The following is a 25,526-nucleotide window of genomic DNA, read 5'->3' as shown; positions in this document are numbered from 1 at the left end:
GGTGGGCAACGACTTCGTGGTCCCGGCCATCGTCGCGGTCACCCTGGTCACCGTCGGGATCGGCTTCTACGGGCTGCGGTTGGCCCGGACCACGTCCGACTTCCTGGTGGCGTCCCGGGCGATCAGTCCCACGTGGAACGCCGCCGCCATCGGCGGGGAGTACCTGTCGGCGGCGAGCTTCCTCGGCATCGCGGGGCTGGTCCTCAAGTACGGCGTGGACGTGCTCTGGTACCCGGTCGGGTTCGCCGCCGGCTACCTGGCTCTGCTGCTCTTCGTGGCCGCGCCGCTGCGCCGCTCCGGGGCGTTCACCCTGCCCGACTTCTGCGAGCTGCGGCTGGGATCGCGTCGACTCCGCATCCTGGCCACCGCCTTCGTGATCTTCATCGGTTGGCTGTACCTGGTGCCGCAGCTCCAGGGCGCCGGGCTGACCCTGGCCACGGTGGCCGGCTCCCCGTACCCCCTCGGAGCCCTGCTGGTGGCGGCCGTGGTCACCGCGAACGTGGCGCTGGGCGGCATGCGCGCGATCACCTTCGTGCAGGCGTTCCAGTACTGGCTCAAGCTGACCGCTCTCGCCGTACCGGTGATCTTCCTGGCCCTGCAGTGGCAGGCCGACGGCCGCCCGGCGGTGACCCCACCCGACGGGCCGACGTTCCGGGCCGCGACCACGGTCGTGGTCGAGCACCGCGCGACCCTCACCCTGCCGGACGGTGACATCCGGGAGGTACGCCCCGGCGACGAGCTGACCTTCGCTGCCGGTGATCAGGTCCCGGACGTGTCCGGGGTGGCCACCGACGCCAACGACTGGTTGCTGCCCAGCGCCGCCGGTGACGACGACCGGGGCCTGTTCGCCACGTACTCGCTGATCCTGGCCACCTTTCTGGGCACCATGGGCCTGCCGCACGTGCTGGTGCGCTTCTACACCAATCCGGACGGCGCGGCGGCCCGCCGGACCACACTTGTCGTACTGGCATTGGTCGGCGCGTTCTACCTGCTGCCCACCCTTTACGGGGTCCTTGGCCGGATCTACACCCCGCAACTGCTGCTCAGCGGCCAGACCGACGCCGTGGTGGTGCTGCTACCCGAGGCGGCTCTGGGTGACGGCCTGGCCGGGCGGCTACTCGCCGCGCTGGTCGCCGCGGGCGCGTTCGCGGCGTTCCTCTCCACCTCGTCCGGCCTGCTGACCAGCGTCGCCGGGGTGATCTCGACGGACGTGCTCGGTCGGGGCTCGGTACGCGGTTTCCGGCTGGCCACCGTCATCGCCGGTGGTGTGCCGGCGGTGCTGGCGCTGCACGTCTCCGGACTGGACGTGTCGCAGGTCGTCGGGCTGGCCTTCGCTGTCGCCGCGTCCAGCTTCTGCCCGCTGCTGGTGCTCGGCATCTGGTGGCGCGGGCTGACCGACGTGGGTGCCACCGCCGGCGTGGTGGTCGGCGGCGGCGGGGCGATCGGCGCGGTGCTGGTCACCGTGCTCGGCCCACCGCTGTCCGGCTGGCCGGCCACGCTCATCGCGCAGCCGGCCGCCTGGACTGTGCCGCTGGCCTTCACCGTGATGGTCGCCGTGTCGATGGCGACCCGCCGGCGAGCCCCGGCGGACGTAGCCGCCACCATGCTCCGCCTGCACACCCCCGAGTCCCTCCGGATGCAGTGATCAACAGCATCCGGAGCCTTCCCGCGCGATCTTGCACTTTCTGTCCCGACACAGGGGGCATTTCCACCCAGGTCGACAACAGAAGCTGCAAGATCGGCGCAATCATCGTCCGCCTCGGGGATGATCGCGGGTCCGCCCGCCGCCGGAGGGCGGAACTGGCGGTCTCCGGATAACGTCGGCACATGACTGTTGAGCACCCCGCGCTCGCACTGCGTGGCCTGGCCAAGCGGTTCGACGGCACGGTCGCGGTGGCCGGCGTCGACCTGGACGTCCCCGCCGGTTCCTTCTATGGCCTGCTCGGCCCGAACGGCGCCGGCAAGACCACCACCCTGTCGATGGCGGTCGGGCTGCTGCGACCAGACGCCGGCTCGGCCTGGGTGCTCGGGCACGACGTCTGGCAGGACCCGGTGACCGCCAAGCGGCTGCTCGGCGTGATGCCCGACGGGGTCCGGCTGTTCGATCGGCTGACCGGGGCGGAGCTGCTGGCGTACAACGGGTTGTTGCGCGGGATGGACCCGGCGGTGGTCGACCAGCGGGCCGCCGAGTTGCTGGACGTGCTGGCGCTCGGTGACGCCGGTCGGACGCTTGTGGTGGACTACTCGGCGGGCATGAAGAAGAAGATCGGCCTGGCCTGCGCACTGCTGCACGGTCCTCGGGTGCTGGTGTTGGACGAGCCGTTCGAGGCGGTCGACCCGGTCTCCGCAGCGCTGATCCGGGACATCCTCACCCGCTACGCGGCCGGCGGCGGCACTGTGGTCTTCTCCAGTCATGTGATGGAGGTGGTGGAGCGGCTCTGCTCGCACGTGGCGATCCTGGCCGGCGGCACCATCAAGCGGGTCGGGACCATCGACGAGGTCCGTGGCGGTCGCTCGTTGGAGCAGGTCTTCGTCGAGGTGGTCGGCGGACGCACCGCGACCGGCGAGGAGCTGTCGTGGCTCTCCCAGTGAGCGCGGACGCCACCCCCGCCGCACCCGTACGGTCGGTTTCCGCTCGACACTTCGTGCGGCTCAAGCTGCGGGTGATGGGCAACAACTTCCGCGGCCAGGGCTGGCGGATCGCCATGTTCGTCGGCGGCGCGTTGCTCGGGCTCTGGTTCGCCGCCAGCGGTTTCTTCCTCTTCGCCGCGCCGGGCCTGACCGGCAACGGCACGTACGCGGTGCTGATCGCGGCGGCGGGTGGCGGGCTGCTGGTGCTCGGTTGGCTGCTCCTGCCCCTTGTCTTCTTCGGTGTGGACGAGACACTGGACCCGGCCCGGTTCGCGCTGCTGCCGCTGCCCCGGCGCACGTTGGTGACCGGCCTGTTCGCGGCGGCCCTGATCAGCGTGCCGGCGCTGGCGGTGCTGATCGCGTCGTTCGGGCTGGTGCTGACCGCCTGGTCGTTGGGCGGCTGGTCGGCGGGGTTGGTCGCCGTCGTGGGTGTGCTCGCCGGGCTGCTGCTCTGTGTGGCCGCCAGCCGGGCGGTGACCAGCGCCTTCGCCACCATGTTGCGGTCCCGACGGGTCCGCGACCTGGCGGCCGTGCTGTTGGCGGTGACGGCCGCGCTAATCGGCCCGTTGCAGGTCTTCGGCCTGGCCGCGCTGCGGGAGGCGGACTGGACCCGGCTTCGCGGGGTGGCGACCGTGATCGGTTGGACGCCGTTGGGCGCTCCGTGGACCGTCGGCATCGACGTGGCCCAGGGGCGGGTGTGGGCGGCGCCGGTCAAGTTGCTGATCACGGTGGTGGCGCTCGGCGCCCTGCTGGCCTGGTGGTCCCGGTCGATCGAGTCGGCGATGGTGGGTGCGGCGAGCGCCGGTAAGGCCCCGGTGCGACGCGGAGTTGCCGGTGGCGCGGTCGCCCAACTGTTCCCCCGGGTCGCCGGCTGGGCCCACCGGGACCGGTTCGGCGCCCTGGTCGCCCGGGAGGCCCGTTACTGGTGGCGGGACGCTCGTCGCCGGGCCAACCTGATCACGATCGCGGTGGTCGGCATCTTCGTGCCAGTGATGATCAATGTTACGGGCGGGGACTTCGCGGCCATGGGCGACGAGGGGTTGACGTCGGCTGCCAGCGACAGCTCGCCGGTCGTGGTCACCATCTCGATGCTGTTCGTGGGCGTGCTCGCCGCCGTCACGCTGGCCAACCAGTTCGGCTTCGACGGCAGCGCGTACGCCGCGAACGTGGTGGCCGGGGTGCCCGGCCGGGTCGAGCTGCGGGCCCGGATGACTGCCTTCTCGCTGTACGTGCTGCCGATGTTGGGCGTCGTCGCGGTGGTGTTGTCGGTGCTGCTCGGTCGACCGGGTTGGATCGGTCTCACGATCGGCAGTCTGGTCGCCACCTACGGCGCCGGGCTGGCGGTGAACAGCCTGGTCTCGGTGCTCGGGGCGTATTCGCTGCCGGAGACGAGCAACCCGTTCGCGATGAACAGCGGCGCGGGCCTGGCGAAGGGGCTCCTCACCCTGCTGGCCATGCTCGCCTCGGCGGTCGCCGCGGTACCGATGGTGGTGGCCGCCGCGCTGCTCGGTGACGCGTGGCTCTGGCTGGCCCTGCCGGTCGGCGCGGCGTACGGGCTGGGCGCGGCGCTGCTGGGCGCGTACCTGGCCGGCGATGTTCTGGACCGACGCCAGCCGGAGCTGCTGGCCACTGTCACGCCGCGTCGTTAACCGGAGCGGCGGCTGGCCGCCTGGACGGCATCGGCAAGGAAGCCGCGCCAGGCGGCCGGAGCGAAGGTGAGGGTCGGGCCGGAGCGGTCCTTGCTGTCCCGAACCAGGACGACGCCTGGCACGTTGTCCGCCACCTCGACGCAGGCACCACCCGTGTCGCCGGACCTGGTCGACGTCCGCCAGCGGGGTTGAGGAACGGTCATGGCGTCACCTTCAGCTTCCGGATCAGATCCAGTGAGGCGCTTGTGGAGAGTGCTTCGCCGAGCAGGCTATCCCATTTCCGACCAATCAGACGCACGACGTCCGGGTCGTCGATGACGTGTCCACGAGCCACGTCCTCGACATAGGTGACCCGTTCACCGTCGGGCAGTTCAGCGAGCAGAAAGCCGCCCGTCAATCCGACGTGGGCTCCGGCGTCGAGCGGCACGACGTGCAGTCTGACGCTCGGCATGACGGCGAGTTCCATCAGCCGACCAAGCTGAGCGTCCAGTACCGCCGGTCCGCCGATCGGGCGGCGTAGAGCCGTCTCGTCCAGGACGAAGACGCATTGCGGCGACTCTGCCCGCTGCCACAACTGCTGCCGATCCATCCGAACCGTGACTAACTCGTCCACCACCTTGGTCGGATTCAGGCCACCAGCGGAAATGACCGCGCGGGCATAGTCCTCGGTCTGCAGGAGTCCCGGAATCAGGCACGGCTCGAATTCGCAGAGCCGGATCGCCTGCTCCTCATGGTTGCGCCATGGAACGAACCACGTCGGCAGCCGCTGCCGATCAGCGGCCCGCAACAGTTCGGCGAGGAGGCCGCCGGTGGCTAGGGCCTCGTCGGCGGCGACCGCGAACTCCATGGTCGGGCGACGCCGACCCGTTTCGATGGCGGCGACCGTGGACGGACTCCACTTGGTCAGCGTGGCCAGAGCCTCCTGGGACACCTCGGCACCGGCTCGGGCGGCCTTCAACGCCCGCACCCACATCTCGACGTTCATCCTTACCTCTCCGGTAAGTACGTGACCCCGCTGCGTAGTAAGCCCTGGAATTCTCCCCTCTCCGCGCCCCTCAGTCCAGGGTGGATGACACGCGGCCCGGCCGGTGGAGGCGACGTCCCGGCGACTGGGTCCTGCGTTCGGGCCGCCCCGGTCATCCCCCCGATCGGGGCGGCCCTCGTCGACTGGGAGGAGATCAGCCATGTTCGGTTTCGTCCGCAGCAGGAAGAGGGCGCGGTGGTCGTACCGGCAGAGGAACATGGCGGCGCCGGCGGCCGTGCCGGGCGCGACCGGATCGGAGCGCTCGGCGGGCCCCCCGAATCGACCACCCGCGTGGGCGAACGGGCCGACGGTGGCCCCGCCACGACCGGGCCGGGCCGGTTGGCTGACCCCCGCGCATACCTGGCGGGTGAACGGCGGTCGCTGGTGACGCCCGGCGACCGGCCAGCGGCTCGGATCCCGCACCACGCAAGCGACCGGACGGCGCATCACACCAGGGATCGCTGTGTCACCGCGAGCGTGATGCCTCTGACGCATCAATATGACTCAGAGGCATCACTGTCATTCGGGTATCGCCCTCCGCCGAGCGGACCGCGCCGCAGCCGGGCGACTCCACCGCCGCGACCGGCCGGAGAGCCAAGGTGAGCCGGCCACACCTGCCGATGCGGCCGCTGTGGCGGTGTCGGGGCTGCGGCGCGCTCTGGCCGTGCCAGCCGGCGCGGCTGGCACTGCTCGCCGAGTATCGCGACGACCGGGTGGGGCTGCTGGTCTACCTGGGCACGATGATGGCGGAGGCGGGCGACCAACTCGCCCGCCTCAACGGGCGCCCCGCCGACCTGCACGAGCGCTTCCTTGGTTGGGCGAGGGTCCGGGGCGGCACAATGTTTCACGTGAATCATGAGCCGGGTGCCGAGATCCACCACACCGACCCGTTCGCGGTGCCGACCGGGCAGCGATCGCCGGTACGCCGGCTGCGTGGTCGCCTCGCCGCACCGGTGACCCTCTGGACGGCGCCCGGTCCGGCCGGGCTGACCGTCTCGTCGACCCTGGTGGCCGAGGGGGAACCGGACCGGCTGCTCGGGCTGATCGACCCGGAGTCCGACCTCTGGGCCGCCGTCGAGGAGGCGGGGCGGTTCGCCGTCACGCCGCTCGGGCCGCCACACCGGCAACTCGCCGACCGGTTCGCCGGCCTCTTCCCCGCCCCGGGCGGGCTCTTCGCCACCGGCGCGTGGATCGAGACGCCGTACGGGCCGGTCCCGGCGGACGCCGCCGGCTGGGCCGGGTGCCGGCTGGACACCGCCCGGGAGTACGGCTGGGGCCTGCTGGTCGAGGCCACGATCGAGGCGGTCGACCTGGCCGAGGAGGCCACCCCGCTGCTGCACTACCGCGGTCGCTATCACGAGCTGCCGGCCTGAACGGACGCCTCGCCCGAGGCGACCGATCACCGCAGTGACCTGAGTCACTTGGCGCAGCCAGCCAACCGCTCGGCGCACTCGCCGACCGGCGTCGATCTCAGCCTTCCCTGCCGGGGAGTGCGCTCTTTACGGTGCGCGAAACTCCTCTGACGCCTGTGAAGGTGGTGATCCACAGATGTCCACGGACACACCCGCTCCGGCCGCTTCCCAGTCGGACAAGTACCTGGCCGTACAACGGTCGGACGAGTTCGCCGGGCTGCGGCGTGCGCTGCGCGGCTTCGTCTTCCCGATGACCGTCGCTTTCTTCCTGTGGTATGCGCTCTACGTCATTCTCTCCGCGTACGCCCGGGACTTCATGGGCACGAAGCTGTTCGGCAGCAACATCAACGTCGCGCTGGTCTTCGGCCTGCTCCAGTTCGTCTCCACGTTCCTGATCGCCTGGCTCTACTCCCGGTACGCGGACCGGAAGATCGACCCCATCGCGGACCGGATCCGCGCCGAGATCGGGGAGGTGACCCGTGAAGACGGTTCACGCGGTTGAGACGTTCCTCGCGGCTGAGGCGGGCAACCACACCGCCCGCAACCTGACCATCACGCTCTTCCTGGTCTTCGTGGCGGTGACCCTGGGCATCACGATCTGGGCCAGCCGGCAGACCAAGACGGCGACCGACTTCTACGCGGGCGGCCGGTCCTTCTCCGGCTTCCAGAACGGCATGGCGATCGGCGGCGACTACATGTCGGCCGCGTCGTTCCTCGGCATCGCCGGCATCATCGCGCTGTACGGCTACGACGGCTTCCTCTACTCGATCGGCTTCCTGGTTGCCTGGCTGGTGGCCCTGCTGCTGGTCGCGGAGCTGCTGCGGAACTCGGGCCGGTACACGATGGCGGACGTGCTGGCCTTCCGGATGCGTCAGCGTCCGGTGCGTACGGCGGCGGCGGTCTCCACCATCACGGTGTCGATCTTCTACCTGCTCGCGCAGATGGTGGGCGCCGGCGCGCTTGTCGCGTTGCTGCTCGGCATCAAGCCGGGGACGACCTTCCTCGGCATGGACGCGTCCACTGCGAAGATCGCCACCATCATCATGGTCGGCGCGCTGATGATCATCTACGTCACCGTGGGCGGCATGAAGGGCACCACCTACGTGCAGATCGTCAAGGCGTTCCTGCTCATGGGCGGCGCGCTGTTGATGACCATCCTGGTGTTGGCGAAGTTCAACTTCAACCTCTCGGAGCTGCTGGGCCAGGCGGCCGAGGCATCCGGCAAGGGCAGCGCGTTCCTCGAACCCGGGTTGCGGTACGGCGTCGAGGTCGCCGGCAACTCGACGCAGACCTTCTACAACAAGGTGGACCTGCTGTCCCTGGGTATCGCCCTGGTGCTCGGCACCGCCGGTCTGCCGCACATCCTGATCCGCTTCTACACGGTGCCGACCGCTAAGGCGGCCCGCAAGAGCGTGCTCTGGGCGATCGGCATCATCGGCACCTTCTACCTGCTCACCCTGGCCCTCGGCTTCGGTGCGGCGGCGCTGGTGGGCAGCCAGGCGATCACGGCGCAGGACAAGGCGGGCAACACCGCCGCGCCGCAGTTGGCCGAAGCGCTCGGCATCGACTTCTTCGGCGGCGAACTGGGTGGGGCAGCCCTGCTGGCGATCATCGCGGCGGTCGCCTTCGCCACCATCCTCGCGGTGGTCGCCGGGTTGACGCTGGCCTCGTCGTCCAGCCTGGCGCACGACTTCTACGCGAACGTCCTGAAGAAGGGCGAGACGTCGGAGCGGCAGGAGGTGCGGGTCGCCCGGATCTCCGCCCTGGGGATCGGCGCGGTGTCGATCGCCCTGTCGATCTTCGCGCAGAACCTCAACGTGGCGTTCCTCGTGGCGCTGGCCTTCGCGGTCGCCGCCTCGGGCAACCTGCCGGCGATCCTCTACAGCCTCTTCTGGCGGCGGTTCAACACGTCCGGCGCGGTGTGGGCGATCTACGGCGGGCTGCTCTCGGCCGTGCTGCTGGTGTTCTTCTCGCCGGTGGTCTCCGGTGCGGCGACCTCGATGTTCCCGGACCACGACTGGCAGTGGTTCCCGCTGTCCAACCCGGGCATCCTCTCCATCCCGTTCGGTTTCCTCTGCGGGTGGATCGGCACTGTCATCTCCAAGGAGCACGACGAGGACAAGTACGCGGAACTCGAGGTGCGCGCCCTCACCGGCTCTGGCGCCCACTGATCGCGGTACCTGTCGAGGGGCCTCCTGCTGACGCGCGACGTCAGCAGGGGGCCCTACCGCGATTTCGGGGCTCGGTAGGCTGAGCGGTATGAAGGTTGCTGAGCGCTTTGGTTCCGGTCACCGCGTCCTCGTCACCGGCGGAGCTGGCTTCGTCCCGTCGCACCTGGTGGACGCGCTGATCGCCCGAGGTTGCACGGTGGTGGCGCTTGACAACTTCGTGACCGGCTCCAAGGAGAACGTCGCCCACCTGCTGGATCGGCCGACCTTCACCCTCGTCGAGGCGGACATCTCCGACGGCCTGCCGACCCACCACCCGGCGCTGGCCGAGCGGTTCGACGCGATCCTGCACATGGCCTCGCCGGCCAGCCCGACCGACTTCGCCCAGTTGCCGGTGGAGATCCTCCGGGTCGGCTCGGTCGGCACCCTGCACCTCCTGGAGCGCGCGGCCGCCGACGGCGCCCGGTTCCTGATGGCCTCCACGTCCGAGGCGTACGGGGACCCGAAGGAGCACCCGCAGCGGGAGACCTACTGGGGCAACGTCAACCCGATCGGGGTTCGCAGCGTCTACGACGAGGCCAAGCGCTTCTCCGAGGCCGCGACGATGGCGTACCACCGCTACCGCGGGCTCGACGCGGCGATCGTCCGAATCTTCAACACGTACGGCCCGCGGATGCGCCCGGACGACGGCCGCGCCATCCCCACCTTCATCTCCCAGGCGCTGCGCGGCGAGCCGATCACCGTGCACGGCACGGGCAACCAGACCCGGTCCATCTGCTTCGTCGAGGATCTGGTGCGCGGCATCCTGCTGCTGCTCGACTCGACCGAGACGGGCCCGGTCAACTGCGGCACCGAGCACGAGCTGACCATGCGGCAACTCGCCGAGCTGATCGTGTCGCTCTCCGACAGCACCTCGAAGGTGACCTATGTCACCCGCAGCTCGGACGACCCGGAGATGCGCCGGCCGGATCTCACGCTCGCCCGTGAACTGCTCGGATACGAGCCGTCGGTCGCGCCCGAAGATGGCCTGCGACGCACGATCGAGTACTTCCGCGCGCGGCTAGGGTAGCCGGATCTTCGCGTACCGCCTGTCGCTGAGTGTCGCCTGAAGGCGGCAGTGGCTCTCGCTACGTACCCTGAGTTACATGTCCGCGACCTCGTCTGCCGGCGTCCCACATCCGCACCTGCACCGCAGCGCCGGGCGCGCGTCGGTGCCCGGCCCCGACCGGGGCGCCTCCGGGCGTGCCCGTCCGACCGAGGCGCGCTTCTACCCGTCGTACGACGAGGAGCAGCCTCGGTCCGGTGGCCCGGCGGGCCCCACCGGGCCCGGCGGCCCGGGTGACGCCGGTGGGCCCGGTCGGCGTGGCCCACGACCGCGTTGGGGCCGGATCGCGCTCGTGGCCGGGATCGCGGTGCTGGTGCTGGCGCTGCTCGGCAGCGTCGGCGCCTGGTTGTACGCCCGCAACCTCAACAGTGACCTGGCCCGCACCGACCCGTTCGCGGAGATCACCGGCGGTCGGCCGGCCAAGACCGTCGATGGGGCGCTGAACATCCTGCTGGTCGGCAGCGACTCGCGGGACCCGGACGCGCCTGTCGACAGCAAAAGCCAGTGGCGCGCCGACACGATCATCGTCATGCACATCCCGGCCGACCACCAGGAGGCCTACCTGGTCTCCATCCCCCGGGACCTGTACGTGCCGATCCCGGAGAGCGCCGGCGCGGACTGCGGCTCCGGATCGCGCGCGAAGATCAACGCGGCGTTCGCGTTCGGTGGGCTGCCGCTGGCGGTACGCACCGTGGAGTGCTTCACCGACGTTCGGATCGACCACGTGATGGCTATCGACTTCGGCGGTTTCAAGGAGGTCACCGACGCCCTCGGCGGGGTGGACCTGAAGGTCGAGCGAACCGTCACCTCGATCCACAAGCCGTACCGGACGTTCACCAAGGGCACCAACCACATGGACGGCGCGGAGGCGTTGGACTGGATCCGGCAGCGCAAGCAGTTCCCGGACGGGGACTTCGCCCGGATGCGGCACCAGCAGGAGTTCCTGCGGGCGCTGATGGACAAGGCGGCCAGCACGGGCACGCTGGCGAACCCGAAGAAGCTCAACGATTTCCTCAAGTCGGTGACCGCGGCCGTAACCGTCGACCAGACTTTCTCGGTTACAGACATGGCGCTGCAGTTCCGTAACCTGCGCGGCCAGAACCTCACCTTTGTGACCAGCCCGAACTCGGGCAGCGACACGATCAACGGCGAGTCGGTGGTGGTGTCGGACCGGGAGAAGGCGCTCGCGATGTACCAGGCCATGTCGGCGGACACGATGGCCGACTGGGTCAAGGCCAACCCGCCGAAGAGCAACGACGGCGGCTGACCACGGCCCGAGGGGCACCAGCCGTTCGGGTCATCGAACAGCGACGATCGACTGAGTCTGCAAAATTCGACGTCCGGATTGACCCGGGATGAACTCGCCAAGTCGATTTGATGTACGTACAGTGGTGCCGCCCCCTCCTGATCACGAGCTGGAGCACGCATGCCGGTTCAGGCCAGTCGTCACCCTTCTTCCCCCGGGTCAGCCGCCCCCAGCGGTCGAGTCGCTGCGGCCATCCCCGCTCAGGCACGCCCCTCGGGCGGCGGGCCGGGCGCCCGCCCGCCCGGTAGCGGCGGTGGTGGCGGTGGCGACCGCCCGGGTGGCGGTGGTTCGAAGAAGCGGACCAAGCGCAAGGACCCGCTCTGGGCCAGGCTGACAGTGGTCTTCGGTGCCGTGCTGATGCTGAGCAGCGGGGTGGCCATCGTCGGCAGCAAGGCCCTGATCGGGCAGGCGACCGGCGGCATCGCCAAGGGCAACCTGCTCGGTGAGGCCGGCAAGTCCGACGCCGAGGGCGGCGCGAGCCTGGACGGCCCGATCGACATGCTGCTGCTCGGCGTGGACGCGCGGGAGCGCTGGGCCGCCGACGACGTCCGCTCGGACAGCATCATCGTCCTGCACATTCCGGCCACGCACGACCAGGCGTACCTGATCTCGATCCCCCGGGACACCGAGGCGCAGATCCCGGCGTTCGAGAAGAGCGGCTACGGCGGCGGCTCCGGCAAGATCAATGCCGCCTTCCAGGCCGGTGCCGCCAACGGCGGCGGCTGGGAGGGTGGCGCCCAGCTGATGGCCCAGACGATCAAGCGGCTCACCGGGATCAGCTTCGACGGCGCGGCGATCATCAACTTCGGTGGCTTCAAGAACGTCATCGACACCCTGGGCACGGTGCGGATCTGTGTCAGCCAGGAGGTCAAGTCGCTGCACATGTCGTACGTCGACGGCAAGCCGATGTGGAACGCGGATGCCAAGAAGACCGGCAAGCAGCGGACCCCGGTGGTGCACAAGAAGGGCTGCCAGGAGATGGAGGGTTGGGCGGCGCTCGACTACTCCCGCCAGCGCAAGACCCTCAAGAACGGCGACTACGACCGGCAGGCCAACCAGCAGCAGCTGATCAAGGCGATGGCGAAGAAGGCCACCGAGGGCGGGATGTTGTCCAACCCGGCCAAGATGAACAACCTGATCAAGGCGGCGGGCAAGGCGTTCGTGTTGGACACCGGCGGCGTGCCGATCGAGGACTTCATCTTCACCATGCGCGGGGTCACCGGCAACGAGCTGAGCATGCTCAAGACCAACAACGGCACCTTCAACGCCAACAACAACAACACCGAGGGCTTGAGCGAAGAGACGATGGCGATGTTCCGGGCCGTCAAGCAGGACAAACTCGCCGAGTTCGTCTTCACCCACCCCGAGGTGATCTCCACTCGCAAGTGAGGCCGGGAGTCGCGGAAAGCCAGCGACGACCCCGTCACCGCCCGTAGCCTGACGTGAGCAGGTTTCACGTATCGGCTGCGGGGAGGCGGTCACGTCCAGGTGGGGACGGAACGCAGCGGGCCGGGCCGGAGCGGCCCCGTCCGGCCACGTGCCTCGCGCCCGTGGGCCGCGGATCCTGCTCGGCATCGGCCTGGCCCTCGTCCTGCTGGCGGGGCTCGCCGTGGCCGGGCTCAAGACGCTCAGCCACCGGTACGACCGCACGGTGACCAAGGAGCAACTGCTCGACCCCGCCGCCCGCACCGACCGCACCGACCTGGACGGGCCACTCAACTATCTCCTGGTCGGCTCCGACCGGCGCCCGGGCGACAGCGGCCCGGACCAACGCTCGGACACCATCCTCATCGTGCACGTCCCCGCCGGGCAGCGGGAGGCGTACCTGGTCTCCATCCCGCGTGACCTGCTGGTCGCCATCCCGCCCGCGAACGGCTTCGGCGGCGGTCAAGACAAGATCAATGCGGCGTACGAGCACGGCGGCGGCGGGCAGGCCGGCGCCCAACTACTCTCCGCCACCCTGCACCGGCTCACCGGACTCCGGTTCGACGGCGCCGCTCTGATCGACTTCTCCGGTTTCCGGAAGGTCATCGACCTGCTGGGCGGGGTGCAGATGTGCGTGGACACCGAGGTCCGCTCGATCCACACCAACCGTGTCTTTCCCACCGGCTGCCACCAGATGGACGGGGCGCAGGCGCTGGACTACGTCCGACAGCGCTACGACCTGCCCGGCGGTGACTACGACCGACAACACCACCAGCAGCAGTTGCTCCGGGCGATGCTGGACAGCGCCGGCCGGGCGGACCTGCGGAGCAACCCCGTCAAACTGGACCAGGTGCTCCGGGCGGTAGGCGGCTCGTTGACCGTCGACACCAACGGCGTACCCCTGGAGGACCTGCTCCTCGCGCTCCGCGCGCTGCCGCCCGACGGGATGCGCGGCGTCCAGGTGCCCTCCTCGCCGCAGACCATCGACGAGGTCTCGTACGTGGTGCTGGACAACGGGGGCGACGGGCTCTTCGAGGCGCTCAGCGGCACGCGGGTGCCGGCCTGGGCGCAGGCCAACCCCCGCTGGGTGACCCGGTTGTGACGGTGCCGACGGCCCGGTCGGTGCCGAACCGGGCCGGGAGGATCTAGTGTTGCTTCCTGTGTTCGGACCCCAGGTTCCCACCGTGCCCGTGACCGAGATCGCCGCCGAGACCTACCTGCTGGACGTGCGGGAGGACGACGAGTGGGCGGCTGGCCACGCGCCCACCGCCCACCACCTGCCGATGATGGAGCTGCCGGCCCGGCTGGCCGAGGTGCCCACCGACCGGGAGGTGGCGGTCGTCTGCCGTTCCGGCGGGCGCTCCGCCCAGGTCGTCGCCTACCTGATCAACAACGGCTGGGAGCAGGTGCGCAACGCCGACGGCGGGATGCGCCAGTGGGCTGCGGTCGGCCGACCGGTGGTCGACGCGAACGGGCAGCCCGGCCAGGTCATCTGAGGCCGGCGGAATGGGCGGGCCACTGGTCTTCGCGCACCGCGGCGCCTCGTTCGACCTACCCGAGCACACCCTCGCCGCGTACCTGCGCGCTCTCGACGAGGGCGCCGACGGCCTGGAGTGCGACGTCCGGCTGACCCGGGACGGGCATCTGGTCTGTGTGCACGACCGACGACTCGACCGCACCAGCAACGGTCGCGGTCTGGTCAGCGCGCGTACGCTCGCCGAGCTGGACGCCCTGGACTTCGGCTCGTGGCACCCGGGCAGCGCGCCGAACGGCGACCTGCCGCCGGACGAGTCGCACACCCGGCTACTGACCCTGGCCCGGCTCCTGGACGCGGTGCTCGCCGCCGGCCGGCCGGTCCGGCTGCTGGTCGAGACGAAGCACCCGTCCCGCTACGGCTCGAACGTGGAACGGCGGCTGGTCAGCCTGCTGCGCCGGTACGGGCTGGCCGACCCCGCGCCGGACGACCCGGTACAGGTCACCGTCATGTCGTTCTCCCCGCTGGCGGTCCGTCGGGTGCACGAGTTGGCCCCGACGCTGCCCACCGTGCTGTTGCTGGAGGTGTTGCCGCGCTGGTTGCGGTTGGGCCGGCTGCCGTTCGGCGCCCGGATCGCCGGGCCGGGAATCGGCCTGGTCCGGGCCCGCCCGCAACTGCTGCCCGCACTGCGCGCGGCCGGCAACCAGGTGTACGTCTGGACGGTCAACGAACCGACCGACCTGGAGTTGGTGCTGGCCGCCGGGGTGGACGGGATCATCACCGACCGGCCGGCGTACGCCCTCGCCCGGCTGAGCCGCTGACCCCATCGGCCGGGCGGGGGTGCCCAAATGCGGGTCGGCGGGGCAGACTCGGCACATGCCGGAGCGTATCGATTTCCCCGCTCTCCTCGCCGGCCACACCGTCGTGATCGAGATGATCAACTCTGGGGACGCGGGCCTGCCGGTCCTCACCCAACTGCTCCGGGTGGCCCAGCCGGCGCTCGGCGCGACCGGGATGGCGTTCGTCGAGTTCGGCCCGACCGGCGGTCGCGTGATCGCCGCGACCGGCGCGGCGGAGTGGGCCCTCGGTCGACCGCTGGCGGTCGACGACCCGGACACCGTCTGCCTGCTCTCCGGGCCACGGGTGCGCCAGGTGCGGGTCAGTGACCTCAACGGCAAGCTGGCCGGCGAACTGGCCGGCAGCGGCCTGCGCCGGATGGCGGTCTCCCGGGCCGAGATCGGCGGTCACACAGTCGGCAGCCTGCACGCGCTCTACCCGGGCGACGACGAGCCGGGCGCCGAGCAGCAGGGCGTGGTCGCCTACCTCGCGTCCTGCGTCGGACACATGTACGGCGACCAGAGTGGCCTGCCTGTGCACGGCGACGGCCCGGTGGTGGCGGCCCTCGCCGACGGGCTGGCCGTCGTCGACCGGGACGGGCACGTCCGGCTCTGGAACCCGGCCGCCGCCCAGGTCACCGGCCGGACGGTCGAGCAGGCGCTGAGCCGCCCACTGCCGTTCCCGCTGCCGCCTTCCGGGCAGGTTCGGGACCACCGGATGCCGGACGGCCGCTGGCTGCGGATCACCTCCGGCGACCTGCCCGGCCCGGGCACGTTGCGGGTGGTCACCTTCCGCGACATCACCGACCAGCAGCGCCGCGACCACGACCGGGAGCTGTTCATCGCGGTGACCAGCCACGAGCTGCGCACCCCGGTCACCGTCATCAAGGGGTACGCGGACACCCTCACCGACCACTGGGAGTCGCTGACCGAGGTCGACCGACGGCAGGCGGCCCGGGTGATCGGGCAACGCGCCAACGAGCTGGCCCGGTTGGTCGACCGTCTCCTCAGCTCGGCGGCCGAGGCGGGACCGGGCGACGACCCTCCCACCCCGTTCGACCTCGGCGAGGCGCTGCGCGCCGCCGTCGGGGACCTGCCTGCGGAGTTGCGCCGCCGGCTGGTGCTCCGCCTCCCGGGCGATCTGCCCAAGGCGCTCGGTCACCGGCCCAGCCTGGCCACCGTGCTGACCGAGTTGACGACCAACGCCGGTAAGTACTCGGCACCGGATTCCCCCATCGAGATCACTGCTTGCGGCCAGGGTCAACTGGTGGCGTTCCGGGTCAGTGACCAGGGCATCGGCATCCGCCCCGAGCACGTGGAGCGGGCGTTCGACAGGTTCTGGCAGGGCGAGTCGGGCGACCGTCGCGGTTACCCGGGGGCCGGGCTCGGCCTCTATCTCGTCCGCCGAATCGTTGAACAGCAGAATGGATGGGTATCCCTACGTCCGAGGACCGGCGGCGGTACGGTCGCAGAGGTGCGGCTACCACGCGGTTGACCAGGGGTGGCGCGACGTGGAGGCGACGGTGGCAGCGGCAGCAGCGGCGGCAGCAGCGAGGGATCAAGCCTGGTGCGTGGTGGTTCCCCACCATCCGGGCGGGGCACGGCTGGCCCGGCACCGGCTCGCCGCCGAGCTGGCGGACGTCGTACCCCCGACGCTCCTCGCGGACCTGATCGCCGTACTCGCGGAGTTGGTGGGCAACGCGGTGCGGCACGCCAGACCTCTGCCCGGCGGCGTGATCCGGGTTGCCTGGCGGCTGCGGCCGTCGGCCGAGGGCGCACTGATCCAGCTGCGGGTCACCGACGGCGGCGGCCCGAGCACCGGGCCACGGCTCCGGACGGCCAGTCCGGACGCGGCGGACGGGCGCGGGCTGCACATCGTGGCCGGCCTGGCCAGCCGCTGGGGCGTCGAGCAGGACGGCATGGGCCAGCGCGTCTGGGCGGAGTTCGACAGGGTGCCGGCACCCCGACCCAACCTGGTGCCGGCGGGCTGAGTACGGCTCGGGCGGGTCCCGGCCACGGCCAGCCGCCCGGGGCTCTAGGCTGTGACGCCGTGAGTAAGCGTCGAAAGAGCCAGCGCACCGCCACCGACACCGCTCCCCGCCGCGACAAGGTGCGGGACGTCTTCGTGCCGCGTCCGTTCGACGGGCTGGTCGACGAGTCCGAGTGGATCGCGCTGCGCGAGTTGGTGCCCGCCGCCTCCGCCCCGCTGCGGCTGGCGCCCGCCCTGGTCGAGGAGTTCGGTGACCGGGAGGCGACGCTCGCCACTGTGCTGCCGATGGCCGCCCCGGCGATCACCAAGCCGGACGGCCGCGTACTCATCGGTCTCCAGCGTCACCAGCAGTCCGGCGACGTCTCCCGGGATCTGGCCGACGCGTTGCTCAGCGCGCTGCGCACCGAGCCGGGCGGCCAGGTGGCAGTGCCGCCGCTGCCCGGGCCCGGGCCGCGTCTGCAGGACATCCTCGTGGACGGTCCGCTGGATATCACCATGCACGACGGTTTCGACTTCTGGCTCGACCCCGGGGCCGCCGACGATCCGACCGTCCAGGCGTCCCTGGAGCGGGCGAACGCGGCCATCTACCCGACGGTCCGGCTGACCGCGGCGAAGGCCGCCTACTGGTGTCAGGTGCCGGAGAAGGCCCACGTGCGGTGGGTGCTGCCCGACGACGAGGACGCCGCACTCGACGCGCTGGCCCGCCTCGGCGCGGCCGGCACGCTGACCCTCGGCGAGCAGACCAAGTTCGCCGGCATGTTCCGCGCGCACGGTCGACTCGTGCCGGTCTGGGACCTGCCGGAGGAGACCCCGGCGGCCGAGTGGGAGGAGCCGGTGGCGCAGTTCGCCAAGCGGTACGCGGAGGCGCTCACCGTCACCGACCCTCTCGACGCCGCCGGCCGTCGGGCCCGTCAGGGGCTGCTCGGCCGCCAGCTCACCCTGCGCTGAGCCGGGGCCGTCGTCCCGTTCAGCCGGCGGCGGGTAGCGGGTCGCGGGTGATCGGGCAGGACATGCAGCGCGGTCCGCCGCGGCCGGAGCCCAACTCGGAGCCGGCGATCGGGATCACCTCGATGCCGGCCCGCTCCAGTTGGGCGTTGGTCTCGGTGTTGCGCTCGTAGCCGACGCACAGCCGGGGGGCCAGCGCGAGGGTGTTGTTGCCGTCATCCCACTGCTCGCGTTCCGCGGTGACCGGATCCAGCCCGGTGTCGATGACCCGGAGCAGGTCGAGGTCCATCGCGTCCGCGGCGGCCCGCAGGAACGGCGCCGGCCCGTCCACCCGGGGGTCCTCGCCGTCCGCGCCGGCGATCACCGTGTACGCGGACAGCGCGCTCGCGATGTTGGGGTACATCAGCACGGCGTCCACGTCGACCATCGTGCACACGGTGTCGAGGTGCATGGTGGCGCGCTTCTGGGCGATCGGCACCACCAGGATGGTGTGGGCCAGGCCGGCGGCGAAGACCTGCCGGCCGAGACGCTCGGCGCCGGCCGGGGTCGTCCGCTCGCCCACACCGACCGCCAGCACCCCGGGTGCGAGCAGCAGCACGTCCCCGCCCTCCAGGTGCTCCAGGCCGGGGCGGTAGACGAACTCGGTGCCGGCGAACCGGGGGTGGTGGCGGTAGATGGCGTCGGTCAGGGTGGTCTCGCGGCGGCGGGCCGGCATGGCCAGGCTGGTGACACCTACCCGGTCGCCGATCCACAGCGACGAGTCGCGGGTGAACAGCAGGTTGGGCAGTGGATCGATGACGAAGTCGTGTCGGTCCATCAGCGTGTAGACCAGTCCACCCGGTCGCTCCGAGCTGATCCGCAACTCCTCGTGGGCCAGCCCGGCGGTGAGCACGTCGGCCAGGGCGGCCGGGTCCAGGTAGGCGAGGTGGTCGGCGACGCGGGAGCGCAGGGTGTCGCCGAGCCGTCGGGAGCGCAGCACCTGCTCGGTGAGTTCGGCCCGGGCGTCGGCTACGGCAAGCGTCTCGGCCAGCAGGGTGGCGAGGTAGAGCACCTCGACGTCGCGCTCGCGCAGGGCGGCGGCGAACGCGTCGTGCTCCTCCTGGGCGCGCCCCACCCACGGGATCGCGTCGAACAGCAGCGAGTCGTTGTTGCGTGGGGTGAGCCGGGCCAGTTCGGGGCCGGGCCGGTGCAGCAGTACGGTGCCGAGCCGCCCGACTTCACTGTCGACGTAGTGGGTCACTCCCGCAGCGTAGGGCAGGGTTTAGCGGCATCCGAGAAAAGAACTGTGGATGAATATGGCATTCATCCACACTCACTCCGGCGCTCCGGCTTGCCGAACACCGGTAGTGGCAACGTAGGGTAGTGAGGACATAACTTCGAGGGACCTTTTGCCGGAGGTCGCGATGACTGTCTTTCCCGCACGACGAGCCGTACCGTCCGCTCGGGCACTGCCGCCCGTCGCGGTGCCACACCCCCGCGTCGAGACGCCGGGGGTTCTCGAACCGGTCCGTCCGACACCGCTCGAATGGGCCCGCCGCCGTCGGGCCGAGCGGGGTGCACGCCGCCTGGAGGCGGCCGGGGCACGGGCGTTGGGCCAACTCGACCATCTCGGGCCCGCCTGGCACGTGATCGAGTGGCCCCGCACCGACGTGACGGACGTCCTCGACCGCGGTCAGGACGATCGGGCCGGGTTCCTCGCCATCGGGCCGAGCGGCCTCTTCGCCGTGACCATCGCCGACCACGGCCGGGCCAGGGTGCTCGTCGCCGGAGACGTGGTGCAGATCAACGGCAAGCGGCCCCCGTACGTGGCCGAGTCCCGCCGGGACGCCAAGCGGGCCAGCAAGGCGCTCTCCGAAGCGGTGGGGCTGCCCGTTCCGGTGACGCCGGTGCTGACCTTCGTCGGCTCCGGCGTGATTAGCGTCTACGGGCTTCCGAAGGACTGCCTGATGGCCACCCACCGGGAACTGGACCGGCTGCTCGTGGCCGGTGGCAGCCGGATCAGCCCCGCCACCGCCGAGAAGCTTTCCCGGGTCGCACAGCACCCCGGCACCTGGCTGAACGGCACGTACCGTCCAACTGCCGACTACCGGTGGTACGACGAGGGCCGAACGGCCGCTGACAAGCCGGCCCACCGCCGGTAACGTCACCGGCGACGCCACGCGGCTCCGGTCCCCCCGTTCACCTCACCGGTCTCCGCGCCGTCATCGGTCGCTGCGGTCAACGCCGCGCCCCGGTGACCAGGTGCGCTCGGTGATTCGTCGGCGACCCGCTAGCGTGGACAGTCGATCGGTGCACATAGGAGGCGCGGTGGCCCACGTCGAACTTTCGCTCTCGGAAGCGTTCGTGCCGGCGGCGCGGGCCTCGACAGAGCCGGAGTCCGACAACGTCGGCCAATGGTCGTCGACAGTCTCCCGAGCCGATGAGCCGTGCCTGCTGATCGACGCCGACACCCGGGTGGTGGCGATCTCCACGACCGGTTGCGAGTTGCTCTGTCTCGGTGAGCCGGCCGGGCTGATCGGTCGACCGCTGCTCGACGGCGGGCTGCGTCTGCTCGACTTCACGGCCAACCGGGGCGAGCTGACCGAAGCCGAGATCGACAAGATCCCGCCCCTGCTGGCGCTCTCCTCCGGCCGACTCGCCCGTGGGCTACTCCGGGTGCAGGCCGCCTCGGCCGGCAGCTCCGACGCGACAGTCGACGCGATCTCCACCCCGGTGCTCACCGACGGCACCGTCGCTGGCTCACTCACCTTCTTCTCCGAGGTCTGACCTGCGGCGGAGTGTGTCCTTCGCCGCACGCGGCGTTGCCGGGGTAGGCCCGCACGAAGGCCGTAGGGTGCCCTCATGCTCGACATCGCTCTACTGCCGGGGGAATACGCGGTGTGCCGGCTGGCCGCCGGCACCACCCTGCCGTACGCGCTGTCGAGCGGGCTGAGCGGCGCGGACGTGGTGACGGTGAGCTGGACCTCCGACGGGATCTCCGTGATCTGCCCAGCCGACCGGGCGCCGGCCCAGGCCGTGGTCGAGACGACCTGGCGCTGTCTACGGGTCACCGCCCCGGTGACGCTGGCCGGCACCGGCAGCCTGGCCGCGCTCGTCGACCCGCTCGCCGAGGCACGGGTCAGCGCCGTCACGTTCTCCACCTTCGACACCGACTATCTGCTGGTGCCGACCGTCCGACTGACCGAGGGCACGGCCGCACTCCAGCGCGCCGGGCACCGCGTCACCGGCTGACCTTCACCCGATCAGCGGCTCGCCCTACGATGGGCACGGCCACCCCGGCCGCGACGAATTCTCCGATGTCCCGAGGATCGGCCCGTGCCGTTCACCCCACCCCACCCCGCGTCCCCCTCGGCGCGGGCGACGGTCAACACCCCACCGGCAACTCCTGGCCGGACACCCGACCGCGTTCCCGTGCGTACCCTCGCCCGGGTCCTGCCGATGGCCGTCGCGGCGTTCGCTGTCGTCGTGCTGGCCGGCTGTGGCGCCCCACCCGGGCTCGGAGAGCCGACCGGCGTGCCCACCCACACCGCGACCCCGACGACGCCCGCCCCGAGCACCGCACCGGCGACCCCGCCGGCCACCGCGCCGCCTCTCCCTACTGTCACGCCCACCCCCGACGCCGGGTTGGTCGCGACGGCCTGCCGCAACGGGCCGACCGGCCAACGGGTGCTGCGACTGTTGCGCGGCCGGGCCGGAGTGCTGCCGGCGAACGTCCGGGTCCAGGTCCGCACCGGGCCGCTCTGCGCCGGCGACTGGCAGTTCACAGTGCTGACGGTGACCGGGCACGAGGAACTCCAGGTGGTCACCCGGGGCGAGCCCAGCGCCCCGGTGCTGGTCACCGCCGGCACGGACGTCTGCACCATCGAGGTACGCGCCACCAGCCCGGCCGGGATCCGCGCCCTCGCCTGTGACGCCGGCCCGGCCAACGGACCGGGTGCGTAGGCTGATCGGCATGCCGGGAACACCGCCGACACGTTTCGTCTTCCTCGGGCCGGAGGGCACCTTCGCCGAGCAGGCTCTGCGCTCCATACCCGCCGCCGAGCGCGGCACCCGTACGCCCGCACGTAGCGTCGGGGAGGCGCTGGACAGCGTCCGCGCCGGCGACGCCGACGCCGCGCTGGTGCCACTGGAAAACTCGATCGGCGGCGCGGTGGGCGTCACGCTGGACGAGATGGCCGAGGGCGAGCCGTTGGTGATCACCCGAGAGGTGATCCTGTCGGTGGAGTTCGTGCTCGCCGCGCGGCCCGGCACCTCACTGACCTCGATCCGCACCGTGGCGGCCCACCCACAGGCGTCCACCCAGTGCCGGGGCTGGCTGCGCGACCACCTGCCCGACGCCGTGGTGGTCGACGTGCTCTCCAACGGCGCGGCCGCCGCCGGTGCCGGCACGGGCGAGTACGACGCGGCGATCTGCGCGCCGATCGGCGCCGCCCGGCACCGACTCACCACACTCGCCGACAAGATCGCCGACCACCCCGACGCGGTGACCCGGTTCGCGCTGGTGTCCCGCCCCGGGCCGCCACCGCCGCCGACCGGTGACGACCTCACCTCGCTCGCGGTCTACATCGCCCACGACCGGGTCGGCGCGCTGCTGTCCGTGCTGATGGAGTTGGCCGTCCGGGGGGTCAACCTGACCCGGATCGAGTCCCGTCCGACCGGCGAGGCGCTGGGCCGCTACGTCTTCTTCCTGGACTGCACCGGCCACGTGGTCGACGTACGCCTGGGCGAGGCGCTGCAGGGGCTCCGCCGGGTCTGCGCCGACGTCCGCTTCCTGGGCTCCTATCCCCGGCACCGGTGGGCCGAGGCGGCGGGCGAACGCCCGGTACCCGCGCCGGCGGGCCTCTCCGACGTCGACTACGCCGACGCGGCGGCCTGGCTGACCCGACTGCGGACCGGTGAGTTGACCTGACCCGGGGGCGGGGCGCCCCCGAAGATCAGGAGCGCCCGCACCGCCGCGGTCAGCTCAGCAGACCGCCGAGCAGACCGCCCTCCTGCTGCTGCTGGCCGCTGCCCAGGACCGGCGGCTCCTCGGACGGCTGCACCACCACGAAGCCCTGACCGGCGAAGCTCATGGTGAACGACTCACCGGTGCGACGGCCGAGCAGCGTGCCGAGGCCGAGCTGCTCGGCCCGGTGGTAACCGGTCTGGAGGTTCGCCGACCAGCAGACCGCCGCCTGCGGGTCGACGTACGTCGGGGCGTCCACGTTGAGCACGACCGGGGTGCCCTTGGTGGTGATGGCGATGCGCCCGTAGCCGCTGAACACACAGTTGAAGAGGCCCGACGAGGACGCCATCCCGGCGCCGCCGACCATCCTGATGTCGTACTGGAGGGTGGAGTCGAAGGCGAGCACGCTGCTGCCGTTGATGGAGAGGGCGTCGCCCGGCTCCAGGTCGATGATGTGCACGTCCTTGGCCAACTCGGCGAGGAAAACGTCACCCTGGCCGGAGACCTTCATCAGCGGGACACCCTCGCCGGTGAGCTTCTGCTTGAGGAACTTGCCGAGCCCGCCTGAGCCCAGCGCCTGGAACTGCACGTTCCCCTGGTAGGCGACCATCGACCCGACCCGGGCCATCGCCTCGCCGTTGAGCTCGATCTTCAACATCTTGGAGTTCTGCAACCGCATGCCGGGCTGCGCGGACTCCTTCTCCAGATTCTCCGCGGAGAACAGCTCGCTGCGCATGAAAGGGCCTCCTGAATAGGGTCGCGTTCGCTGCACCGACGGTAGGCGACCACGGCAAGCAGCGCCCATCGGACGGGCGGCGGGCTCAGCCCCAGCCGAGGGCGTGCAACCGCGCGTCGTCGATGCCGAAGTGGTGGGCGATCTCGTGCACCACTGTCACCGCCACCTCGTCGATGACGTCCTCGTCGTTGTCGCAGATCCGCAGGATCGGACGGCGGTAGATGAAGATCCGGTCGGGCAGCACGCCGGAGTAGTCCCAGCCGCGCTGGGTCAGCGCATGCCCCTCGTAGAGGCCGAGCAGGTCGGCCTCTCCCGGTGGTGGGTCGTCCTCGACCAGGATCACCACGTTGTTCATCAGGCCGAGCAGTTCTTCGGGCACGTCGTCGAGGGCTTCGCCGACCAACTCCTCGAAGCGCTCACGGCTCATCTCCACCGGCACCTCGCCCATTGTGCCCGACGCGGGGGCACGCGGCCCGGTCCTGCTGCACGACCGTGGCCGTCAGCCCGCACATGCACGGAAGAAGCGACCACCCTGGACCGGGCGGAGGCTCCTTCCGTGGACGTACCGGTGTGGGTCGGCTCGCTCAGGCAGCCAGGCGGGCGCTGAGGGTGATCTCGGCACCCGGCGAGAGCAGGCGGGAGATCGGGCAGTTGGCCTTGGCGGCCTCGGCGAGCTTCTGGAACTCGGCGTCGTCGATACCCGGGACCTGGCCGACGGTCTCCAGGTCGATCCGGGTCACGCTCATGCCGGCGTCGGTCTTGTCCAGGTGCACCTTGGCGGTGGTCTCGACCGAGGTGGCCGTCGAGCCCGCGTCGGCAAGCGCCTTGGAGAACGCCATCGAGAAGCAGCCGGCGTGCGCGGCGGCGATGAGCTCCTCGGGGTTGGTGCCCTCACCCTCCTCGAAGCGCGACTTGAAGGAGTAGTTGCCGGACAGGCCGCCCTTACCGGTGCGGACGGTGCCCCCGCCCTCGGTGAGATTGCCCTGCCACTGTGCTGAAGCGGTACGGATTGGCATGAGGCAAACGCTAGCGGAAAGGCGACCGTCGAGCGACAGACCGGCGCGCTCGCCGGCCCTGCGATCCCTGTCACCACCAGCTTGCTGTGCCATGATGCGACCCAGGTCCGTGACCGGCGGAAGGGTGGCCGATGTCCGAGGAGCTTCCAATCCCGCGGCAGGGCGACCGCTCCGAGGCCCCGGCGGTGATCGAGTGGGGTGCCGTCGACCCGGCTCCGCGACGCCGGTTCGGTTGGTCCCTGGCCGACTTCGCGCAGGATCCTCGGCTGCCCCTGCTGCTCGCCGGTCTGGGCGCGGTGGCGGCGATCGCCTCACTCATCGGTGAGTGGCTGGTGATGAGCCTGCCGAACGGCGGGCCCGAGGGGAACACGACGATCAAGGTGCCCGCCGGGGTGTCCGAGATCGGTGGCTTCGGGGTCGGCTACCTGGTCGGGCTCCTCGCCCTGGTCTGCACCGTGGCGCTGGCGTTGCGCGGCACGGCGGCCGTGCGGCCGAACGCTCGGCTGGCCGGTCTCGCCATGGCCGGCGCCCTGCTGGCACTCCTGGTCGCCGCCGCGGCCACCCTCAACGACGCCGGGCAGCGAAACCTCCCCTACTCGTCCCAGGACGGCTTCCAGGCCGAGTACGGCCGTGGGCTGGTGATGGCGTTCGCCGCCTGTCTGCTGTTCGCGGCCGCCCTGCGGCTGACGCCCGCCGTACCCCCCGGCGCGCTCGCCGGGCCACCGGACGACGACCGCCCCGCCGACGCGCCAGCACCACGACCCTGGCGCCGCCGCCGAGACCACGACCCGATCGAGGACGGCCTACCGGCCCCAGCCGACCTGACGGTCACCCCCGCCGCCCCCTTCGCCCGCCCCGACCCCC

General features: G+C 71.1%; 27 protein-coding genes. 21 read left to right on the top strand and 6 right to left on the bottom strand.

What is annotated here, in order from left to right; all coding sequences use genetic code 11:
• The first annotated feature begins 1 nt into the window (after position 1).
• From KBX71_RS26845 to KBX71_RS26835, 3 genes are all read left to right on the top strand, one after another.
• The gene (locus KBX71_RS26845) at positions 2-1,645 is read left to right on the top strand and encodes a cation acetate symporter (RefSeq protein WP_210820581.1); all 1,644 of its coding nucleotides are present in this window, start codon (positions 2-4) and stop codon (positions 1,643-1,645) included.
• Positions 1,646-1,827: 182 nt separating this feature from the next.
• Complete coding sequence (locus KBX71_RS26840) at positions 1,828-2,592, top strand: ABC transporter ATP-binding protein (protein WP_030487756.1); 765 nt, start codon at positions 1,828-1,830, stop codon at positions 2,590-2,592.
• Positions 2,577-4,280 (top strand): ABC transporter permease, encoded by a 1,704-nt coding sequence (locus KBX71_RS26835; RefSeq protein ID WP_374102645.1) that lies wholly within the window; start codon positions 2,577-2,579, stop codon positions 4,278-4,280. Before KBX71_RS26840 ends, KBX71_RS26835 begins: the two co-directional genes overlap by 16 nt.
• Here the strand turns inward: KBX71_RS26835 and KBX71_RS26830 are convergent.
• The gene (locus KBX71_RS26830; protein WP_210820580.1) at positions 4,277-4,483 is read right to left on the bottom strand and encodes a DUF397 domain-containing protein; all 207 of its coding nucleotides are present in this window, start codon (positions 4,481-4,483) and stop codon (positions 4,277-4,279) included. The two genes, KBX71_RS26835 and KBX71_RS26830, sit on opposite strands and share 4 nt — an antisense overlap.
• On the bottom strand, positions 4,480-5,265 hold the full coding sequence (locus KBX71_RS26825; protein ID WP_210820579.1) for a helix-turn-helix transcriptional regulator: 786 nt from the start codon (positions 5,263-5,265) through the stop codon (positions 4,480-4,482). The genes KBX71_RS26830 and KBX71_RS26825 overlap by 4 nt, the downstream gene beginning before the upstream one ends.
• A 659-nt stretch (positions 5,266-5,924) precedes the next feature.
• Here KBX71_RS26825 and KBX71_RS26820 point away from each other — a divergent pair.
• The 12 genes from KBX71_RS26820 (at position 5,925) to KBX71_RS26765 (ending at position 17,968) form a co-directional block, all read left to right on the top strand.
• Positions 5,925-6,677, top strand: coding sequence for a flavin reductase family protein (locus KBX71_RS26820; protein WP_210820625.1), 753 nt, complete (start codon positions 5,925-5,927; stop codon positions 6,675-6,677).
• Between the two features lie 175 nt (positions 6,678-6,852).
• A complete protein-coding gene (locus KBX71_RS26815) occupies positions 6,853-7,218 on the top strand; it encodes a DUF485 domain-containing protein (RefSeq protein ID WP_088950720.1) in 366 nt (121 codons plus the stop codon).
• A complete protein-coding gene (locus KBX71_RS26810; RefSeq protein WP_210820578.1) occupies positions 7,196-8,887 on the top strand; it encodes a cation acetate symporter in 1,692 nt (563 codons plus the stop codon). Before KBX71_RS26815 ends, KBX71_RS26810 begins: the two co-directional genes overlap by 23 nt.
• A gap of 88 nt (positions 8,888-8,975) precedes the next feature.
• Positions 8,976-9,953, top strand: a complete 978-nt coding sequence (locus KBX71_RS26805; protein WP_124821440.1) for an NAD-dependent epimerase/dehydratase family protein — start codon at positions 8,976-8,978, stop codon at positions 9,951-9,953.
• 76 nt (positions 9,954-10,029) lie between these two features.
• Positions 10,030-11,256 carry an LCP family protein gene (locus KBX71_RS26800; RefSeq protein ID WP_210820577.1) on the top strand — a complete coding sequence of 409 codons (1,227 nt, stop codon included), beginning with the start codon at positions 10,030-10,032 and terminating at the stop codon, positions 11,254-11,256.
• Between the two features lie 159 nt (positions 11,257-11,415).
• Positions 11,416-12,684, top strand: coding sequence for an LCP family protein (locus tag KBX71_RS26795; protein ID WP_210820576.1), 1,269 nt, complete (start codon positions 11,416-11,418; stop codon positions 12,682-12,684).
• A gap of 148 nt (positions 12,685-12,832) precedes the next feature.
• Positions 12,833-13,822 carry an LCP family protein gene (locus KBX71_RS26790; protein WP_307847328.1) on the top strand — a complete coding sequence of 330 codons (990 nt, stop codon included), beginning with the start codon at positions 12,833-12,835 and terminating at the stop codon, positions 13,820-13,822.
• 58 nt (positions 13,823-13,880) lie between these two features.
• A complete protein-coding gene (locus KBX71_RS26785; RefSeq protein WP_124821443.1) occupies positions 13,881-14,216 on the top strand; it encodes a rhodanese-like domain-containing protein in 336 nt (111 codons plus the stop codon).
• Positions 14,217-14,226: 10 nt separating this feature from the next.
• Positions 14,227-15,015: a glycerophosphodiester phosphodiesterase family protein gene (locus KBX71_RS26780; RefSeq protein ID WP_210820575.1), complete on the top strand. Its 789-nt coding sequence runs from the start codon at positions 14,227-14,229 to the stop codon at positions 15,013-15,015.
• Between the two features lie 55 nt (positions 15,016-15,070).
• Positions 15,071-16,525 (top strand): PAS domain-containing sensor histidine kinase, encoded by a 1,455-nt coding sequence (locus KBX71_RS26775; RefSeq protein WP_210820574.1) that lies wholly within the window; start codon positions 15,071-15,073, stop codon positions 16,523-16,525.
• A gap of 76 nt (positions 16,526-16,601) precedes the next feature.
• On the top strand, positions 16,602-17,021 hold the full coding sequence (locus KBX71_RS26770) for an ATP-binding protein (protein WP_307847327.1): 420 nt from the start codon (positions 16,602-16,604) through the stop codon (positions 17,019-17,021).
• A gap of 59 nt (positions 17,022-17,080) precedes the next feature.
• Positions 17,081-17,968 carry a DUF5926 family protein gene (locus KBX71_RS26765; RefSeq protein WP_210820572.1) on the top strand — a complete coding sequence of 296 codons (888 nt, stop codon included), beginning with the start codon at positions 17,081-17,083 and terminating at the stop codon, positions 17,966-17,968.
• A 19-nt stretch (positions 17,969-17,987) separates the two neighbouring features.
• Here the strand turns inward: KBX71_RS26765 and KBX71_RS26760 are convergent, their stop codons facing one another.
• Positions 17,988-19,205: an arginine deiminase gene (locus tag KBX71_RS26760; RefSeq protein ID WP_210820571.1), complete on the bottom strand. Its 1,218-nt coding sequence runs from the start codon at positions 19,203-19,205 to the stop codon at positions 17,988-17,990.
• A 163-nt stretch (positions 19,206-19,368) separates the two neighbouring features.
• Between KBX71_RS26760 and KBX71_RS26755 the strand changes: the two genes are divergently transcribed.
• From KBX71_RS26755 to pheA, 5 genes are all read left to right on the top strand, one after another.
• On the top strand, positions 19,369-20,106 hold the full coding sequence (locus tag KBX71_RS26755; RefSeq protein ID WP_210820570.1) for a hypothetical protein: 738 nt from the start codon (positions 19,369-19,371) through the stop codon (positions 20,104-20,106).
• Positions 20,107-20,272: 166 nt separating this feature from the next.
• On the top strand, positions 20,273-20,731 hold the full coding sequence (locus tag KBX71_RS26750; protein WP_210820569.1) for a hypothetical protein: 459 nt from the start codon (positions 20,273-20,275) through the stop codon (positions 20,729-20,731).
• 75 nt (positions 20,732-20,806) lie between these two features.
• Positions 20,807-21,196 carry an ACT domain-containing protein gene (locus KBX71_RS26745; protein WP_210820568.1) on the top strand — a complete coding sequence of 130 codons (390 nt, stop codon included), beginning with the start codon at positions 20,807-20,809 and terminating at the stop codon, positions 21,194-21,196.
• Between the two features lie 207 nt (positions 21,197-21,403).
• Positions 21,404-21,907 (top strand): hypothetical protein, encoded by a 504-nt coding sequence (locus KBX71_RS26740; RefSeq protein WP_374102647.1) that lies wholly within the window; start codon positions 21,404-21,406, stop codon positions 21,905-21,907.
• Between the two features lie 10 nt (positions 21,908-21,917).
• A complete protein-coding gene (gene pheA, locus KBX71_RS26735) occupies positions 21,918-22,874 on the top strand; it encodes a prephenate dehydratase (RefSeq protein WP_210820567.1) in 957 nt (318 codons plus the stop codon).
• Positions 22,875-22,923: 49 nt separating this feature from the next.
• On the opposite strand, the gene KBX71_RS26730 is transcribed toward pheA, so the two are convergent.
• From KBX71_RS26730 to KBX71_RS26720, 3 genes are all read right to left on the bottom strand, one after another.
• Positions 22,924-23,646, bottom strand: a complete 723-nt coding sequence (locus tag KBX71_RS26730; RefSeq protein WP_196920294.1) for an AIM24 family protein — start codon at positions 23,644-23,646, stop codon at positions 22,924-22,926.
• Positions 23,647-23,731: 85 nt separating this feature from the next.
• Positions 23,732-24,079, bottom strand: a complete 348-nt coding sequence (locus tag KBX71_RS26725) for a metallopeptidase family protein (RefSeq protein WP_196930361.1) — start codon at positions 24,077-24,079, stop codon at positions 23,732-23,734.
• A 151-nt stretch (positions 24,080-24,230) separates the two neighbouring features.
• Positions 24,231-24,662: an OsmC family protein gene (locus KBX71_RS26720; RefSeq protein ID WP_210820566.1), complete on the bottom strand. Its 432-nt coding sequence runs from the start codon at positions 24,660-24,662 to the stop codon at positions 24,231-24,233.
• Between the two features lie 131 nt (positions 24,663-24,793).
• On the opposite strand from KBX71_RS26720, the gene KBX71_RS26715 reads away from it, so the two are divergent.
• The coding region (locus KBX71_RS26715) for a hypothetical protein (RefSeq protein ID WP_210820565.1) at positions 24,794-25,526 on the top strand (733 nt) is incomplete at its 3' end.

It is taken from the genome of Micromonospora sp. D93 (assembly GCF_018070365.1).
Taxonomy (GTDB): Bacteria; Actinomycetota; Actinomycetes; order Mycobacteriales; family Micromonosporaceae; genus Micromonospora; species Micromonospora ureilytica.
The sequence above is the reverse complement of the archived record's forward strand: the minus strand, read 5'-3'. Positions and strand labels throughout refer to the sequence as shown.